This window comes from Rhizobium sp. BK289 (assembly GCF_014193575.1).
Lineage (GTDB): Bacteria > Pseudomonadota > Alphaproteobacteria > Rhizobiales > Rhizobiaceae > Rhizobium > Rhizobium tropici_C.
This window is the reverse complement of the sequence record NZ_JACHZO010000032.1, coordinates 1-14,505: the sequence shown is the minus strand read 5'-3', so window position 1 is coordinate 14,505 and position 14,505 is coordinate 1. Positions and strand designations below refer to the sequence as shown.

The following is a 14,505-nucleotide window of genomic DNA, read 5'->3' as shown; positions in this document are numbered from 1 at the left end:
GGACCTCGGGACTTCATGAGCCTTCTCCGATTGAGGCCCGCAGAGTGTATCAGTTTTTCCGTGTCCCGTGGTCCAGCCCGAGGGGTTCACTCCATAACCGGCTCAGTTCAGCGTGGAAACCAACAGGCATCGCCAACACCGGCTTGACGAGTGGGCAGTATACGAATTTCACCTTTCAAACCTCGCCGGAGAATTTCATCACCGGCATTACGCAGGACAGCGACGCAAGCATCGCCGAACCGAACCCCGCAGCGCAGACAGTCGCATTCAACAATCTCAACGAGACCACGAAGGTTTCCGGTCAGGGCTACAGCTATGATGCCAACGGGAATTTGCTGTCTGATGGCGAACGAACCTATGCCTGGGACGGCGAAAATCGGCTGGTTGGTACCACCTATGTATCGCAGGCGGGAAAGCAGACGAGATTCGTGTATGATGGGATTGGTCGTCGCATTGAAATTGATGAGATTCCTGCAGGCGGCGGCAATACAGTTACCTTCAAGTACGTCTGGTGCGGGAATAGGCTATGCCAAGCCCGCGATGCTGCCTACGCACCAAAACAAGGCTACTTCACCGAGGGTGAATTCAAGATTGGGACGAATGATCCCTTACTTTTCTACGGAATAGATCATATCGGCTCCGTTCGGCGCGTATTCCAAAGCGCCACCAACGCTCCCGCTTACGATTATGATCCTTGGGGCGTAACGGTACAAACAGGTCCGGCGCTCACTGACTATGGCTTCGCAGGAATGTTCTCCCACTCCGAGAGCGGCCTTGGCCTGACGTGGTTCAGAGCTTATAATGCTAATGTGGGGCGCTGGATTTCCAGAGATCCTCTTGGTGAGGGAACTAGTCATACATTTAATTTGTATTCCTATGCGAAGAATGCTCCAGTTGTTTACGCTGACCGTGATGGACAAATATCGATCTTGCCGTGGCTGCTACGGCATCAGGCTCCGCAGCCATCACTTGGCATGTGCCCCCTCCCCGATGACTTATCGTCCCAGGATCCACTCGGTGATTTGTTGGGCAGCGATAGTGCAATGGCGCCTCCGCGAGGTTATTGGCCCTTGGACACGGGAGCGGCCGAATGGGGGCGTCGAAACGGAGTTCCCACGAGAGAGGCTAAAGACAAGGCTCATCGTGCCAAACAGAAGGATAAAGGAAAGGCAAGAGACGACTACGGCGTCGACCCTGGAACAGGAGACATTGCGAATCCAGAAGGCGAAGTGATTGGAAACCTGGATGACTAACACAGAAAAAGCCGGAACTGTTGCAGTATATATACATGGCGATAACTTGGAACCGGAACGGATCACTGATTTTCTCGGTGTCGAGCCAGATGAGCAGTGGAAATCCGGTGACGAAAGACTGCTTAGTAGTGGAAGCTCTGTGAAAGCAAAAACGGGCATGTGGACGCTGACCGTTCCACTAAAGGAAGTAGACTTAGACCATATACTGGCAAAGTTGACTGAGACACTTGGCAAGAATTTTCTCAGAATCTTGTCAGTGCCCGGAATAGACAGCGCATACGCGGATGTATTGCTTTTTATAAGCCAGCGGCAGGCCGACGCTGGATACACATTGAGATTGCCGAATTCCGAGTTAGCGGCCGTTGTTAATGCTGGCTTGGACATTCAAGTGACGGTTTCTATCGCCGGAGACTAACGTCTGTAGCAATTATGGCCCCGCATTTTTCCAAGCGTGGAGCGTTCTGATTATCGCAACATAGGGTGACAAAGGCGGAAGCTCCAAAGACCGTTACTTACCGACAACCGCCTTTACAGGCTCTAGCGAGCTGACCCCTAAGATTGTCGACTATTACTAATGGGCTCTGATGCCTACACAACACAATCGCTTTAGAAAACCCAAGCTACATCGGTATACAATGGGATATTTAACAGCATTATCGATCACGTGCGCAATCTCCGAGCAATGCGCGAATGCATTTTTCTGCGAGGGCCGCAAGTTCGACTCCCTTCAAGAGCGACGCTATTCATTGCATGTGAGGGTCACTGAATCTCGGCAAGATGAAAGCCTGCTCTATGCCAATAACGCCAGTGGGGCGCTGTTCGCCGTCGATCATGGAGTCGGCGCAACGGCAATCCGATTGGCAGCCGCGACGGAGACTAGCGCGATCACCATCGTTGACGAACCGAGGTAGTTCAAAATCAAAGCCGTCCCCACGAAAATGCCGGCTTCGAGAACGAGCCTTCCAGCTGCGCCAATTTCGTATCTCCGTTTCGGGGAAAGGAATGTAACCCACGCTGCGGCAGTTGCTGCACAAAACGCCAGTCCCAAGAGCACTTGTGCCGGGATGGGTACGGCAAGGTGTGCGGCCAATGCGACGAGCGAAGCGAGTATGCAAAGTTTGAGCGCAAAGCTGATGCCGAGTGCTATCGCCTTCATCTTTCATCCTCGCCCCACAGCTGTGGTTCACTCAAGACGCTGGTTCTCGCAAGCCAATGCGGACCGCTCGCCAAGTCCCGGGCGTAGCAGTTGTTCGACCGCCAGGCCCGTCGCAGCGTTGCACATCGTGCAGATGCAAGGCCCCTACTTGTCCTTAAGAACGAGTGCGCTGGTCAGGTCGCCCAGCGGCTTTTCCTTATAGGCAGCAACGGCTGTGTCTCGAACGGTGATGCCATGCAGCGTCGGCAGCTCGAAACGGCGCGTGATGAAACGCAGGATCGAGGTCGTGTCCATTGGTGTGTGATCGACATAGCCATGCCGTGCATAGGGCGAGACGATGATGGCGGGAATGCGGGAACCAGGCCCCCAACGATCGCCCTTGGGCGGTGCGACATGATCCCAAAGGCCGCCGTTTTCGTCATAGGTGACAACGACGAGCATATGTGGCCACTGCGGGCTCTTTTCCAGATGCGCGATCACATCGACAATATGGGCGTCGCCGGCTTCAATGCTGGCATAGCCGGAATGCTCATTGAGGTTGCCCTGTGGTTTGTAGAAAGAGACCTGAGGCAGCGTGCCGGCGTCGATTGCCTTGATGAACTCGGCACCCGCTAGGCCGCCATCCCTCAGGTGTTCAGTCCTGGCCGCCGTGCCGGGGGCGAAACTTGCATAATAGTTGAACGGCTGATGATGATACTGGAAATTCGGTGCCGGCTGCTTGTTTCCGTTGTCGAGCACATCCTGCCAGGCGCCTCCATACCAAGCCCAGGTTACGTGCTTAAGGCTAAGCAAGTCGCCGATGGTGGGCTCTGTCTGTGGCGGCAAGGTCGTTGGCTTGCTCGGATCGGCAAGAGCCTTGTCGCCATCTGCCGCGGGACCATTGCCGCTTGGCTGATAAGGGGGCTGCATGGTGTTGACGGCATAGAAATCGGGCGTGAGATTGCCATCGCTGACAAATTTCGGAATGCCATCGATTGCAGACTTCGGCGAGTTGGGTGCGGCCTTCAGTGTCACGCCATCCGCCTCGACGACCGCAATGGAGGGTTTGGCGGCACTGGTGTCGGCATTCGGATAATATGGTGCACAGGCGCAGATCAGCCATTGATGGTTGAAGAAGGAGCCGCCGAACGCGCCCATGAAGAAGTTGTCGGCCAGCACGTATTTTTGAGCCAGCTTCCACATCGGCATTTTTGAGCCATCCCATAGACCCATTGGCAGCGCACCTGAATCCGCGTAGGCGACAAACATGTCATTGCGGCCGCCGTCGATCTGCATCTGGTTCTGATAGTATCGGTGCCAGAGATCGTGCGTAATCGTGTCAAGCCCAAGCTTGAAACCCCTGGGGTCGTCGACATGGAATGGCCGATTGGGAAGATGCTCGGTCTCAGCCTGCGTTACGGGTGGCGTTACTCCCTTGGCGGTGAGGCCGTCCCAGATCGGCGGCAATTCTTTCAGTGGTTTGCCGTCGCGGTCGCGCTGGATGAGGGCGGCCGTCGGCGCCTTCGAGACCCCGTTTGCGCCCGGGAAATTGCCGTAGAGATTGTCGAAACTGCGGTTTTCCGCATAGATCACGACGACCGTGTCGATGAGCTTCAGGTCATCGGCGATCTTCCCGCTTGACCCGGTATTTGCGCCGGAACTTCCGGCGCCGGCCGAGCCAAAGGCGGCCACGGAAAGGCTTAACGCACAGATGGCGGTAGCAGTGATCGACTTCATTTTGGATTGTCCTCCCGGGGGGTTCAGTGGATGCGCCTCCACCTCTCTGAGGCAACATATTCCGGCAAGTGACCAAGGCAAGCGCTAATTGAAACGATTCTAAAACCCCGCTAACCATTGCCGCGGGATGATGTGCGGACCGCAACAGGGAGCAGCGATCATAGCGATGCAATTGAAGCCGCTTAGAGGACAATGGTTCGCAATCGGTGTTGTCGCCGCAATGCTGTTGCAGGTAACGCCGTCCGCCACGGGCCAAGCATTATCGCGCGACGAGGTACGACGACAGACACGGGCCTTGGCGACACTTGGAAAAGTCCTCTTCTTCGATACTTCGCTGTCGGCGTCGGGCAAGATGGCTTGTTCCTCCTGCCACGATCCAGAGCACGGCTTTGGGCCGACTAACGATCGATCGGTCCAGCTCGGTGGTGGCGACCTTCATAACCCAGGCTTGCGGGCGGTTCCCTCGCTGAAATATCTGCAGGCCGTCCCACCCTTCACCGAGCACTTCTTCGAATCCGAGGATGAGGCGGATGAAAGTATCGACAACGGTCCGACCGGCGGTCTGACCTGGGACGGTCGGGTCGACCGCGGCCGCGAGCAAGCGAAGATCCCACTATTTTCCGACTTCGAGATGGGCAACAAATCCGAAGCTGACGTCGGCCGCCATGTACTTGAGGCGGGCTACGGCAAAGTGATCGCAGATATCGCCGGACCAAATGCCGCCACCGACCCGGCGATTGCCTTTCGCACGGCGCTCAAGGCTCTGGAAGTTTTCCAGCAGGACTATCGGACCTTCTATCCCTACTCGAGCAAATATGATGCGGTGTTGGCCGGCGAGGCCGTGCTCACGCCTCAAGAGGCAAGAGGCCTCGAATTGTTCAATGCCCCTGAGAAGGGCAATTGCGCTTCGTGCCACGTCAGCCAGCGTGGGAATGACGGCACGCCGCCGCAATTCACGGACTATGGTCTGATCGCCATTGGTGTGCCCCGCAATCGCGATATCCCCGCCAACAAGGATCCGACATTCCACGATCTCGGTCTATGCGGTCCTTTGCGGACCGATTTCATTGGGCGCGAGGACTATTGTGGGCTCTTCCGCACGCCGACGCTGCGCAATGTCGCCCTGCGCAAGACTTTTTTCCACAATGGCAGCATTCATTCCTTACAGGATGCCGTGCGCTTTTATGTCGAGCGGGAGACGCATCCGGAGCGGTGGTATCCTCGGGCGCCTGATGGGAGCGTAGACAAGTATGACGATCTGCCGGGGACAGCCAAGGCTAACATCAATATGGATCCGCCCTTCGATCGCAAGCAAGGGGAGGTCCCGGCACTCGCTCCTGCCGAAATCGATGATGTGGTCGCGTTCCTGCGTACGCTCACCGACGGCTACGATCCGAAAAAGTGAGAGGGACGCGTCGTGCGCGGCCGCAGCGTCCCTGATTTCTAGGTGCCGCTTGCCCTCGGGCCAAGGAGATCGAGAACAGTGTTCGAACCTTTGCCAGAGGCATTGATCTTGCCGTCGTCACCGATCGTGAGCTCGGCGCCATTGGCGAAGCTGAGAGACCAGCCATCATCTGAACTGGTTCGGCGTCTGTCCGTCAGCTCGATCCCGGCGGCGGAAACCAATGCAATAACCTTATCGACGTCCATGCCTTTACTCTCCCTGGTAACTTGCTCCGTTCCGCGTCGCGGAAGAGCTTGCTTGCCCTGCGACCATGCCACCGCATCGCGTCAGTATCAATCTCGGCAAAAGCGCGCGCTCTATCGATCCACCCCACGGAAGGATCTGTGCGACACCGGAATGGAAAACCTACACAAGCGACTGGGACGAGAGGCGATCCGTCACTTCGGCCATTGAGCTGCAGACATAGGCAGCACCTGCTTGCGAGAGGCGGGATGCGAGCGAACCATAAGCGTGGCCGCCGCCTGCGAACCCGAAAACTCTCATGCCAGCGCGCTTAGCAGCCAGTACCCCCGCGACCGAATCCTCGATGACGATTGTCTCACCTGGATCAAAGCCCATTTGTGACGCGGCATATAGGAAGACATCGGGCGCCGGCTTCACACGCTTGACCTGGCTGACCGAAAACACATTCGGCTCGATGAGCGTCAGAAGGCCGGCGCGGTCGAGATTGACGCGAAGACTGGAAAGTTCGGTCGATGAGGCGACACAAGCCTGCTCGCCCCTCTCGAGAATTGCCCTGATGGCATTGGCCGCTCCAGGGATCGGTGCCAACTCGGTTTGAAAGCGTCGCTCGCATTCTAGCAGGAGATTTCCGACCCAGTTTTCCGGGAGTTTCAGATTGAGCTCCGAGCTGAGCTGGGTCCAAGCCGTTTGGTGCGGCACACCGGCAAACCGTTCCGATATCTCGTAGGCGGTGGTGGTATGTCCCAGCCGGGTCAGCGCTTCCGCATCGACGGCGCAGAAAATGGCCTCTGAATCTATGAGGACGCCATCACAATCAAAGATGACAAGCATGATTTGTCTTATCCGCCTTGGACCTCGCGACATCCCCGCCAACGAGCAAGCCATATTCAAAATCGTCGCAACAAGCCTGAGTTTGATGCGACAACACAAAGCTAGTCGCAAACTTCTGGATATGCCATCAAGTTTCAAAAATACTCGTGTAGAAACCTTCTCCAATAAAATCACTGCTGTCTTTTTCTGAAAAGTGAGCCACGCCGTTACGTGGGCTTTCTGTTCCTGCTGCCTACACCCGCTTTATCGCGAAATGCATCGAAATTCAGCGGGACGCCGACGAGATCGTCCACGCTTAAAACAACGCGATGCAATTGAGGCGCAGGTAAAAATCTGACAAGCTGGATGGCATGAAGCCAAAAAAGGAAGGCGGAAAGCCTGCATCAGCTAAATCAAAGCACCTGCTGCAGCAGCTTGCGAGGACGCCCGAGAAGCTGTTCTCAAGCGCCTTCCGCAACCAGTTTGGCGCACTTTGCTTCCGCTACAGAGATGGTGACGGCGAGATCGAGATATTAGTGATTACTTCGCGCGAGAGCGGCCGCTGGATTGTGCCAAAGGGCTGGCCAATGAAAGGCAAGGAGCCCCACGAGGCGGCCGCTATCGAAGCCTGGGAGGAGGCTGGTGTCCGCGGTAAGGTGCGGAAAACACCAGTTGGCCGGTACACCTACCTCAAAGAGCTTGCTGACGGTAAGGTCGTGCCATGTGTTGTCGACATGTTCCAGGTCGAAGCGAAAGAAATCAGGACCGAATTCAAGGAGCAAGGCCAGCGTCGGCTCGACTGGGTTAGCCCCGACGAAGCGGCACGACGCGTGCGCGAAATCGAACTCAAATCGCTGCTCATCAATTTCAAGCCGCAGAGGAAATAATCGCTGCGCAAGTTGGCCGCCCACCGGTCTTAGCCGGGAAGCGTCTCCCCGATATTCGTGATGACCTTGGAAGCATTAAGTTTCGAAGCTCGCTGCCATGTACCTGGCGGAGAAGCCGGCCGGAGATTGGACTAGCGAGACTTGAATAGGGCAATCGGTCGCGCATCAAAACTCTTCCCAGTCCGCGTTGCGTGCGGCCGATCCGTTGGTGGCGAATGTATCGGCAAGCTTGCGACCGAGCGCTCGTGCCGGCGATGCAACAGGCTTTGTGGTCGTGGCAACCAGACGCGGCGCTGCCACCGGTGCCAGCTTGAACCGGGCGATCAATTCGCGAAGCGTCGTCACCTGATCGGCCAGACCGCTTGTCGCCGCGGTCGATTCCTCCACCATGGCAGCGTTCTGCTGTGTCGCCTGGTCCATTTGGTTCACGGCGGTGCTGACTTCCGAAAGACCGGTTGACTGTTCCCTTGCCGCCGTTGAGATGGAGTGCACATGTTCGTTCACCTTGACGACGTGACTTTCGATGGCCGCCAGGGCAGACCCCGTCGCCGTGACCAGCTTCACGCCGGCACTAACCTCGTCGCTGGAGCGATTGATCAGCGCCTTGATATCCTTGGCAGCATTTGCCGATCGCTGCGCCAACTCGCGCACCTCTTGGGCGACGACGGCAAAACCCTTGCCGGCATCGCCGGCGCGGGCGGCTTCAACGCCGGCATTCAGCGCGAGCAAATTTGTCTGGAAGGCGATTTCATCGATCACATTGATGATTTGACCGATCTCACCGGAAGCTTGCTCGATCCTGCCCATGGCCGCGACGGCTTCCCTTACCACCGAACTTGACTGTTCGGTACTTTTGCGCGCTTCATCGACCATATGGCTGGCTTCAAGCGCCCGTGCCGTGGAGTTCTTCACTGCTACAGTGATTTCTTCAAGGGCTGAGGACGTCTCTTCGAGCGAGGCTGCCTGTTGTTCGGTGCGTTTCGATAGGCTGCCGGAGGCGATTCTCATTTCGCCAGCATTGCTGTTGATGATATCGACCGCGGCAGATACTTCGCCCAGGATGGAGCTCAAGTTGGCCATCGTCGCGTTGACGTTGTCCTTTAACTCGCCAAAGGCTCCCTGAAACTCTCCCTGCATTGCTTCGGTGAGATCACCGTTGGCAAGGGCAGCAACAACACGGCGGGTTTCGGCAATGCTACTGTCGACGGAAGCCACCAATTCGTTGACGCTGGCCGCGAAGCGATCGAGATCCGGATTGTCGTAAGCCTTCGTGATGCGCTGCGTGAAATTTCCGGCAACCGCGGCGGAAACGACGGTAGCTATATTCGTCTGCAGATCCGCGCTTTTGGCCTGCAAGGCGGCTTCCTGGGCGTTTAGATCGCGAACTTTGATGCCATTTTGCTTGAAGACCTCTACGGCACGTGCCATCGCGCCGATTTCGTCGTGGCGACTGACGTAAGGAACGGAGGTATCCAGATTTCCGTGTGCAAGTTCATCCATGCCGTTGGTCAAACCGATGATCGGACGGGCAATCGCTTTGGAACCATAGATGGCCGAGACGATCAATGTCATAATCGCCAGGAGGCCGATGCCAAGGTTGAGCAGCAGGACCAGATTTGCGGACGAATTCATATCCTGGTCCGCCTGATCTGCCGCTTTCTTCGCGGCGCTAACCCCATCGTCGAACAGCTTTGCGGCTTGGTCGGATATCATCAGTAGCTTCGCCTGAAGCTCTGCAGATTTTGCCCGGCCAGCGGCCGAGTTATCTTTACTCTGCAGCGTCGTCTTCAAAACATCGGCCAGATCGGTTGCCATGGCGAAATAGTTTTCGCTCAGTGCTCTGAGGTTTTGTACCCGATCCCGGTCCGCCTGCAACCTCAGCTCATTGTTCGCCTCATCCAGAAAGGAGATCACCGAGTGATGGCGTGCAGAAAGGTAATCGACGGCTTTGGCCACCTCTTCCGGGGACACTGCCAGTCTCAGATCGCGAACGCCAATTTGCATTCCGCGCAGCGATGCTTTTGCGTCGACGATGTTGCGGGAAACAATTAGCTGGTTTTTGAGCAGGTTCGAGCGGTCACCAATCATCTGACCGCCGTAGAGTACGATCGAAAGCATCATCGCGACCATCAGGATGCCGATGGCCGAGAGAGCAGCGAGCTTTGCGCCGATGCGGGATGAAATAGCTGAAAACATTTTTGGTCGCTCAAAAAATGATCCGCAAGTTGCCATCATAGGACCAGCAGAAATGAAAAATCGCGCCAAGCGTCATGCAATGCGTCAAACGAGTATTGCGCGAGTATCAGTAAATTGGACGGCCGCGCTGTGCTGTCATGAAACTGTTATAATGGTAAATAAGTGCCTTCGATTTTGAACGAAGGACGATAAATTTCGGAAATTGGCCATCAATTGCGCAGATCGACTGTGATCTTTGGTTTGCTGAGCGAACCTGGCGCAAATGTAGGTAGAATTTGCGTAGCGAGTGCAGTTGAGGGCAAGGCCGAGAATGCCGATATTGTGAATTGACTGCCAGCGCGTCGGACGTCAATTTCGTGGCGGAGGCGGACGGATGTCGGCAGGCGGGAGCATCTCACAGAACTTTGCGCGGCTGAGTGCCATGGAGCGCGTGATCTTGCTTGATCGTCTGACGGCGGCCGTTGCGGAGGTCGTCCGCGAAGCAGGTGAGGACTTTCATCCCGACATCATTCGCACGGTCGTCGGTATCCATAGAACACTTCACATGATGCGCGGGGATCTCGCCATGATCGATGATCCACGTCACCGCGCAATCATTGCTCATGCCGAAGAGATTGTTCGCGCCATGCAGGCTTGCCTTCGACGCCAAATTGCTGCGCCGAAATTTCACTGAGGGGCAACTTTAGAAGATCTCACCTGTTGCTGCATCTGGCTGAAGATATTGGTCACTCTGGCCAGGCGTAGTGTACACATACAGCCTGCATCGAGGTCAGCCATCGTTACCGTCACTTGATTCAAGCGCATGATCCATGGCCTCCGGAACAGCCCCTTATTGCCGCAACATGCAGGCGAGGGGCACTGCATCGTGCAGCCACCGTGCACAAGCAAATTCAAGGGGAGTGCGGGGATATTCCAATCGTGGACATACGCGCTCCTGCGACCATTACCAGGCACCAACGGGGGAGTTGCCGATAAGCGGTACGGCGCTGGATTTGCCGTCCTGACGCTGCACCGTGATCGATGCCTGCATCTTCCTGGGAGATTTCCGGAACCAGTTCGCGGCGAGGCTGGCAAGGTCTCCAATCATTGGGTTCTTGCGCCAATCTGCGAAACGTCGGCTCGTTGCATCAGGTTCGGAACGATAGAAGAAGTCGCCGGATTGGCTCAAATCATTGATGGACAGGCGCATCGACGAGAGCGGCCGCTGAAACATCTTCGGCGGTATCACCAGACCCAGCGTGCTCTCTGAGAATGCAGGAGCCATGAAGTCGATCGCCCAATCGTCAGCCTCCACCCAGCAATGGAAGTTCTCGCCAGCGCCAGAGACGTAACCATCGTCGCGCTGGTCTGCGAACAGGATATGTTTTCCGTCGAGGTTGTAAGCGGCCAGCCCACTTTTTGCCTTTGCCTTGATCTTGAAGTGGTGTTCCAAAATGAAGGCTCCGAAGGTGCTGAAATACATCGAAGCCGTGGCGGGATTGGCGTTTTCGTTGACGAGCAGGCTGTTGATGACCCGGTAAATCCGATTGTAGTCGCTTTGGGTAATCAACATCACCGGTTCCCCTTCATACAGATGGTTGGCATCCCCGTAAGTGACGTTGGGGGCCGTGTAAACTCCATATGCGGCGATATGGCGCGACGAATTCGACTTCGGTCACGTCCGTGAACGGCAAATTGCAGCAATGTGAGGGCTCTTTGTCTTTTCCTGCGAGCGGTCCAGAGCTAGCGCCGTGTTGGCAAAGCTAGTAGCGCCAAGCAGTGTTATAACCGACACAAGCCACTTTATGTTTTCGTCTCCACGTTGCCCAGCATGGATCAGTTAGATCGAGTGCCTTGCGCGTAGGTTTATTTCATGGGGAACCCACGCCAAATCCAGAGGACGCCATCGTACCAGTCTATCGCGGCCTTCGCCTGGCCATTAATCATGTGGTTCTCACGCCACCGGCTAGCCGGGCATCATGGGCTCTTGCCAGGTGAAATTGCCCGTTGTGATCGGTAAATTTCAGTGCTTCGGACATTACCTTCCTTAAAAAGACTCTGCAGAACGGCTTGGCGCATCCGTCATTGGATTTGTGTAAGAGATTTTCGTCTGACAGCTGGTTACCGTCACAACACCATCTCGGCCGCGAGTTCGAGCTGGGTGTCGGTACCTTTCCTCAGTTCGTTCCGCGTCAAGGGGATCGACACGGCCGGCGTTACACCAATGCCTTCGAACTGTCGGCCATCGGGGAAATATTCTCGCTTGGTCGATACCCTGAATGACATGCCGAATTCCGGAAACCTCACGAAGTAGGGCTGTCCTGTTGATCCAAAGCTGGGTTCGCCTAGCACGAGGCCCCGACTGCCATCCTTGAAGCGCAGGGCGAAATCCTCGCAAGCCGAAGCGCTGCCGCCATTGATGAGCAGCGCCATCTTTCCCTTCCGGGCGTCCGGGAGGGGCAGCGTGATGCCCGGTCCACTCCGCATCATCGTTGTCGGCAATGCCGGAATGCTGCCGTTGAACGAGTTGGAAGCATCGGACTTGGCAATCGTCATCGGAGTAGAAACCACTGTGCCGCGATAAGGGTTGGTCATGATGGCGGACAGCAGGTTGCCGGGTGAGCTGCCGCCGTTGTTGTCGCGCAGATCAAGGAGGACGGCAGCGGCATTCTCGACACCTCGAATGGCTCCAACCGCAGCTTCCTCATATTTCGGATCGTCAAACCCCGGAATACGAATCACCACCACCCCGTCTGAGCGGTAGATGGTTTCGACTTCGGTTGCGAGCAGAAGACCGCGTTCCGGGCCGGTCGGTGGTTCGGTCAAATCGATTGCCACCTGCCTGCCGTCATCCGTGCCGATCGTAAAACGCTGGGGCAACAGAAAAGGACGGAGCCATGTCATCCAATCCAGTGCCGCCAGACTCGACTGACCGATGTGCTCACGCACGTCCTCAAGCCACTGGTCGACGGGTTTGCCGTCAACGGCGGTCACGACGTCACCGGGATGAAGCTCAACGAGCCTTGTTCTTACGACTGTCCACTGATCCTCGACCCGTCTTATACGGAACGGCATCGACGCTGTCTGATACGTCAGTTCTTCGTCCCAAAAGGAGGTATGGCCATTGCGCAGACTTGCGAAGAAACGCATCGTGGCGAGGGAAAAAGCTTTCCGATTTGGCGCTTCCAATGCTTCTCCAAGATAAGCGCGGTAACGGGCCTCGAAATCATACCCTGCAGGCAGTCCTTCAGCATGCGCAAAATAGCGCTTGATCGTATGGTAGGCAGTTGCGCCAATATAGGCACGATCTGTGAGATCCGGGTCACGAAACTGGCTCATGCGGGGTGTCTCGCTAACAGCTACGGCAGGTTACCGTTCTGCTATCTCATGGCACAACAGGGTTCAGGAAGGTTTAATCGGCGGTGTGATCGAAGAGCTCGCCATGCCGGCTAAGTTCCATAAATCTGATTACCACACCGAGGCGTGTGGCGACATCATAATGTGTCGTGATTTCAATATGTTAGAGGAAGTAAAGTGCAGCCGACGGTTCGTATCCATTCAAGAGCATAGATGAGCTAAATGCCGCGAATTAGGAATGCGCGGATCATGTAACAACAACATCTTTACTGATCTTGTAAAGATGTTGTCGTTACGCTATAAACGTGCAAACAGGAGTTTGCCATGCCGACCTCACACACGAGCAAAAGCACCGAAGCAAGCGTACCGCTGAATATGCGCATCAAGCCTGCGACCCGCAACTTGATCGATCGCGCCGCTGAGTTGCTTGGGAAGACGCGCACGGATTTCATGTTGGAAGCTTCCGAGCGCCGAGCCGAGGAAGTGCTGCTCGACCGCACTGTCTTCACGGTAAGCCCGGAGATCTATGCTGAATACCTTGTCCGGCTCGATGCACCCACGCAGTCCAATGAGCGTTTAGCACGCACCATGTCGACCAAAGCACCGTGGGATGAGGCGTGACCCTCAGCGCACCGGCGCCCCTGGCCGATCATCATGAACTGGCCGAGTTCAATTCCGGAGTCGTTGAACTGGACGATTGGCTGCGACGCCGCGCCCGTTCTAATCAAGCAAGCGGGGCATCGCGGACCTTCGTCGTGTGCGAGGAGAGCCGCGTCGTCGCCTATTATGCGCTCGCTTCCGGCGCCGTCAAGCAGCCGGAAGCCCCTGGCCGTTTTCGGCGTAATATGCCTGATCCAATTCCGGTCGCTGTGCTTGGTCGCCTCGCCATTGATCAATCCTACCAAGGGCGCGGTATCGGCAGGGCATTGGTGCGCGACGCGGGCCTGCGCCTGCTCAATGCCGCTGAAGTACTCGGCATCCGAGGCATGTTGGTTCATGCAATTTCAGATGACGCACGAGCTTTCTACGAGGCCGTCGGCTTCCTGTCGTCTCCGTCCGACCCCATGATGCTGATGGTCGGATTGCATGACCTCAAGAACGCGCTGAACCCTTAACCGGAACTCATCAGTAATTTCGGTTGAATGCATTCCATCTCGCTTGCAAGTCGCTGAACCTTCGGCAGAAGGGCCCGACCTCAAATGAGGGCCGCGAGTTCTAATCCCTTCAACTGCAATAAAGGCGTTTGAAGTCCAGTTGATCTCAGAACCTGGCTAGCGTCTTGCCGGCCTTTCGAAAAGCGGCGATCACGGTATTGGCCATCAGCATGGCGATCGTCATCGGCCCGACACCGCCTGGAACCGGCGTGATGGCGGCGGCGACTTCGGAGGCTTCACCATAGGCGACATCGCCCACCAGCCGGCTCTTGCCCTCGCCCCGCTCCGGGGCCGCGATCCGGTTGATGCCGACATCGATGACGGTGGCGCCGGGCTTGATCCAGTCGGC

The 14,505-nt window shown here is 56.3% G+C and carries 14 protein-coding genes and 1 pseudogene; 6 read left to right on the top strand and 9 right to left on the bottom strand.

Translation table 11 applies throughout. From position 1 onward, the window contains the following. On the top strand, positions 1–1,253 hold a 1,253-nt coding region (locus FHT84_RS30985; RefSeq protein WP_183765826.1), incomplete at its 5' end, for an RHS repeat-associated core domain-containing protein. After that, the gene (locus FHT84_RS30980; RefSeq protein ID WP_113251665.1) at positions 1,246–1,668 is read left to right on the top strand and encodes a DUF4279 domain-containing protein; all 423 of its coding nucleotides are present in this window, start codon (positions 1,246–1,248) and stop codon (positions 1,666–1,668) included. The genes FHT84_RS30985 and FHT84_RS30980, both read left to right, overlap by 8 nt. A gap of 414 nt (positions 1,669–2,082) precedes the next feature. Here the strand turns inward: FHT84_RS30980 and FHT84_RS30975 are convergent, their stop codons facing one another. Together FHT84_RS30975 and FHT84_RS30970 are read right to left on the bottom strand one after the other, a co-directional pair. Continuing rightward, on the bottom strand, positions 2,083–2,409 hold the full coding sequence (locus FHT84_RS30975; protein ID WP_113251664.1) for a DUF2568 domain-containing protein: 327 nt from the start codon (positions 2,407–2,409) through the stop codon (positions 2,083–2,085). A gap of 144 nt (positions 2,410–2,553) precedes the next feature. Next, positions 2,554–4,125 (bottom strand): acid phosphatase, encoded by a 1,572-nt coding sequence (locus tag FHT84_RS30970; protein ID WP_113251663.1) that lies wholly within the window; start codon positions 4,123–4,125, stop codon positions 2,554–2,556. Between the two features lie 166 nt (positions 4,126–4,291). On the opposite strand from FHT84_RS30970, the gene FHT84_RS30965 reads away from it, so the two are divergent. After that, positions 4,292–5,530: a cytochrome c peroxidase gene (locus FHT84_RS30965; RefSeq protein WP_246698582.1), complete on the top strand. Its 1,239-nt coding sequence runs from the start codon at positions 4,292–4,294 to the stop codon at positions 5,528–5,530. 38 nt (positions 5,531–5,568) lie between these two features. Here the strand turns inward: FHT84_RS30965 and FHT84_RS30960 are convergent, their stop codons facing one another. Together FHT84_RS30960 and FHT84_RS30955 are read right to left on the bottom strand one after the other, a co-directional pair. Continuing rightward, on the bottom strand, positions 5,569–5,775 hold the full coding sequence (locus tag FHT84_RS30960; RefSeq protein ID WP_113251661.1) for a hypothetical protein: 207 nt from the start codon (positions 5,773–5,775) through the stop codon (positions 5,569–5,571). 160 nt (positions 5,776–5,935) lie between these two features. Next, complete coding sequence (locus FHT84_RS30955) at positions 5,936–6,604, bottom strand: HAD family phosphatase (RefSeq protein WP_183765829.1); 669 nt, start codon at positions 6,602–6,604, stop codon at positions 5,936–5,938. 350 nt (positions 6,605–6,954) lie between these two features. Between FHT84_RS30955 and FHT84_RS30950 the strand changes: the two genes are divergently transcribed. After that, the gene (locus FHT84_RS30950; RefSeq protein ID WP_113251659.1) at positions 6,955–7,470 is read left to right on the top strand and encodes an NUDIX hydrolase; all 516 of its coding nucleotides are present in this window, start codon (positions 6,955–6,957) and stop codon (positions 7,468–7,470) included. Positions 7,471–7,635: 165 nt separating this feature from the next. Here the strand turns inward: FHT84_RS30950 and FHT84_RS30945 are convergent, their stop codons facing one another. From FHT84_RS30945 to FHT84_RS30930, 4 genes are all read right to left on the bottom strand, one after another. Next, positions 7,636–9,666: a methyl-accepting chemotaxis protein gene (locus tag FHT84_RS30945; RefSeq protein ID WP_183765842.1), complete on the bottom strand. Its 2,031-nt coding sequence runs from the start codon at positions 9,664–9,666 to the stop codon at positions 7,636–7,638. 394 nt (positions 9,667–10,060) lie between these two features. Continuing rightward, entirely contained in the window at positions 10,061–10,315 is a 255-nt protein-coding gene (locus FHT84_RS30940; protein WP_162737081.1) for a hypothetical protein, read from the bottom strand. Between the two features lie 294 nt (positions 10,316–10,609). Continuing rightward, entirely contained in the window at positions 10,610–11,218 is a 609-nt protein-coding gene (locus FHT84_RS30935) for a DUF2026 family protein (protein WP_183765833.1), read from the bottom strand. A 554-nt stretch (positions 11,219–11,772) separates the two neighbouring features. Next, positions 11,773–12,984, bottom strand: coding sequence for a S41 family peptidase (locus FHT84_RS30930; protein ID WP_183765836.1), 1,212 nt, complete (start codon positions 12,982–12,984; stop codon positions 11,773–11,775). A gap of 342 nt (positions 12,985–13,326) precedes the next feature. On the opposite strand from FHT84_RS30930, the gene FHT84_RS30925 reads away from it, so the two are divergent. Both FHT84_RS30925 and FHT84_RS30920 read left to right on the top strand, forming a co-directional pair. Further along, positions 13,327–13,623, top strand: coding sequence for a DUF1778 domain-containing protein (locus tag FHT84_RS30925; RefSeq protein WP_113251770.1), 297 nt, complete (start codon positions 13,327–13,329; stop codon positions 13,621–13,623). Further along, the gene (locus tag FHT84_RS30920; RefSeq protein ID WP_113251771.1) at positions 13,620–14,117 is read left to right on the top strand and encodes a GNAT family N-acetyltransferase; all 498 of its coding nucleotides are present in this window, start codon (positions 13,620–13,622) and stop codon (positions 14,115–14,117) included. The genes FHT84_RS30925 and FHT84_RS30920 overlap by 4 nt, the downstream gene beginning before the upstream one ends. A gap of 145 nt (positions 14,118–14,262) precedes the next feature. Here the strand turns inward: FHT84_RS30920 and FHT84_RS30915 are convergent. Then, positions 14,263–14,505, bottom strand: a pseudogene (locus FHT84_RS30915) (bifunctional methylenetetrahydrofolate dehydrogenase/methenyltetrahydrofolate cyclohydrolase); the annotation flags it as partial.

What these genes read in the sequence shown, in the direction of transcription:
- FHT84_RS30980 (WP_113251665.1), top strand. Translation starts at nt 1,246, where the DNA reads ATGACTAACACAGAAAAAGCCGGAACTGTTGCAGTATATATACATGGC.
- FHT84_RS30975 (WP_113251664.1), bottom strand. Translation starts at nt 2,409, where the DNA reads ATGAAGGCGATAGCACTCGGCATCAGCTTTGCGCTCAAACTTTGCATA.
- FHT84_RS30970 (WP_113251663.1), bottom strand. Translation starts at nt 4,125, where the DNA reads ATGAAGTCGATCACTGCTACCGCCATCTGTGCGTTAAGCCTTTCCGTG.
- FHT84_RS30965 (WP_246698582.1), top strand. Translation starts at nt 4,292, where the DNA reads ATGCAATTGAAGCCGCTTAGAGGACAATGGTTCGCAATCGGTGTTGTC.
- FHT84_RS30960 (WP_113251661.1), bottom strand. Translation starts at nt 5,775, where the DNA reads ATGGACGTCGATAAGGTTATTGCATTGGTTTCCGCCGCCGGGATCGAG.
- FHT84_RS30955 (WP_183765829.1), bottom strand. Translation starts at nt 6,604, where the DNA reads ATGCTTGTCATCTTTGATTGTGATGGCGTCCTCATAGATTCAGAGGCC.
- FHT84_RS30950 (WP_113251659.1), top strand. Translation starts at nt 6,955, where the DNA reads ATGAAGCCAAAAAAGGAAGGCGGAAAGCCTGCATCAGCTAAATCAAAG.
- FHT84_RS30945 (WP_183765842.1), bottom strand. Translation starts at nt 9,666, where the DNA reads ATGTTTTCAGCTATTTCATCCCGCATCGGCGCAAAGCTCGCTGCTCTC.
- FHT84_RS30935 (WP_183765833.1), bottom strand. Translation starts at nt 11,218, where the DNA reads ATGTTGATTACCCAAAGCGACTACAATCGGATTTACCGGGTCATCAAC.
- FHT84_RS30930 (WP_183765836.1), bottom strand. Translation starts at nt 12,984, where the DNA reads ATGAGCCAGTTTCGTGACCCGGATCTCACAGATCGTGCCTATATTGGC.
- FHT84_RS30925 (WP_113251770.1), top strand. Translation starts at nt 13,327, where the DNA reads ATGCCGACCTCACACACGAGCAAAAGCACCGAAGCAAGCGTACCGCTG.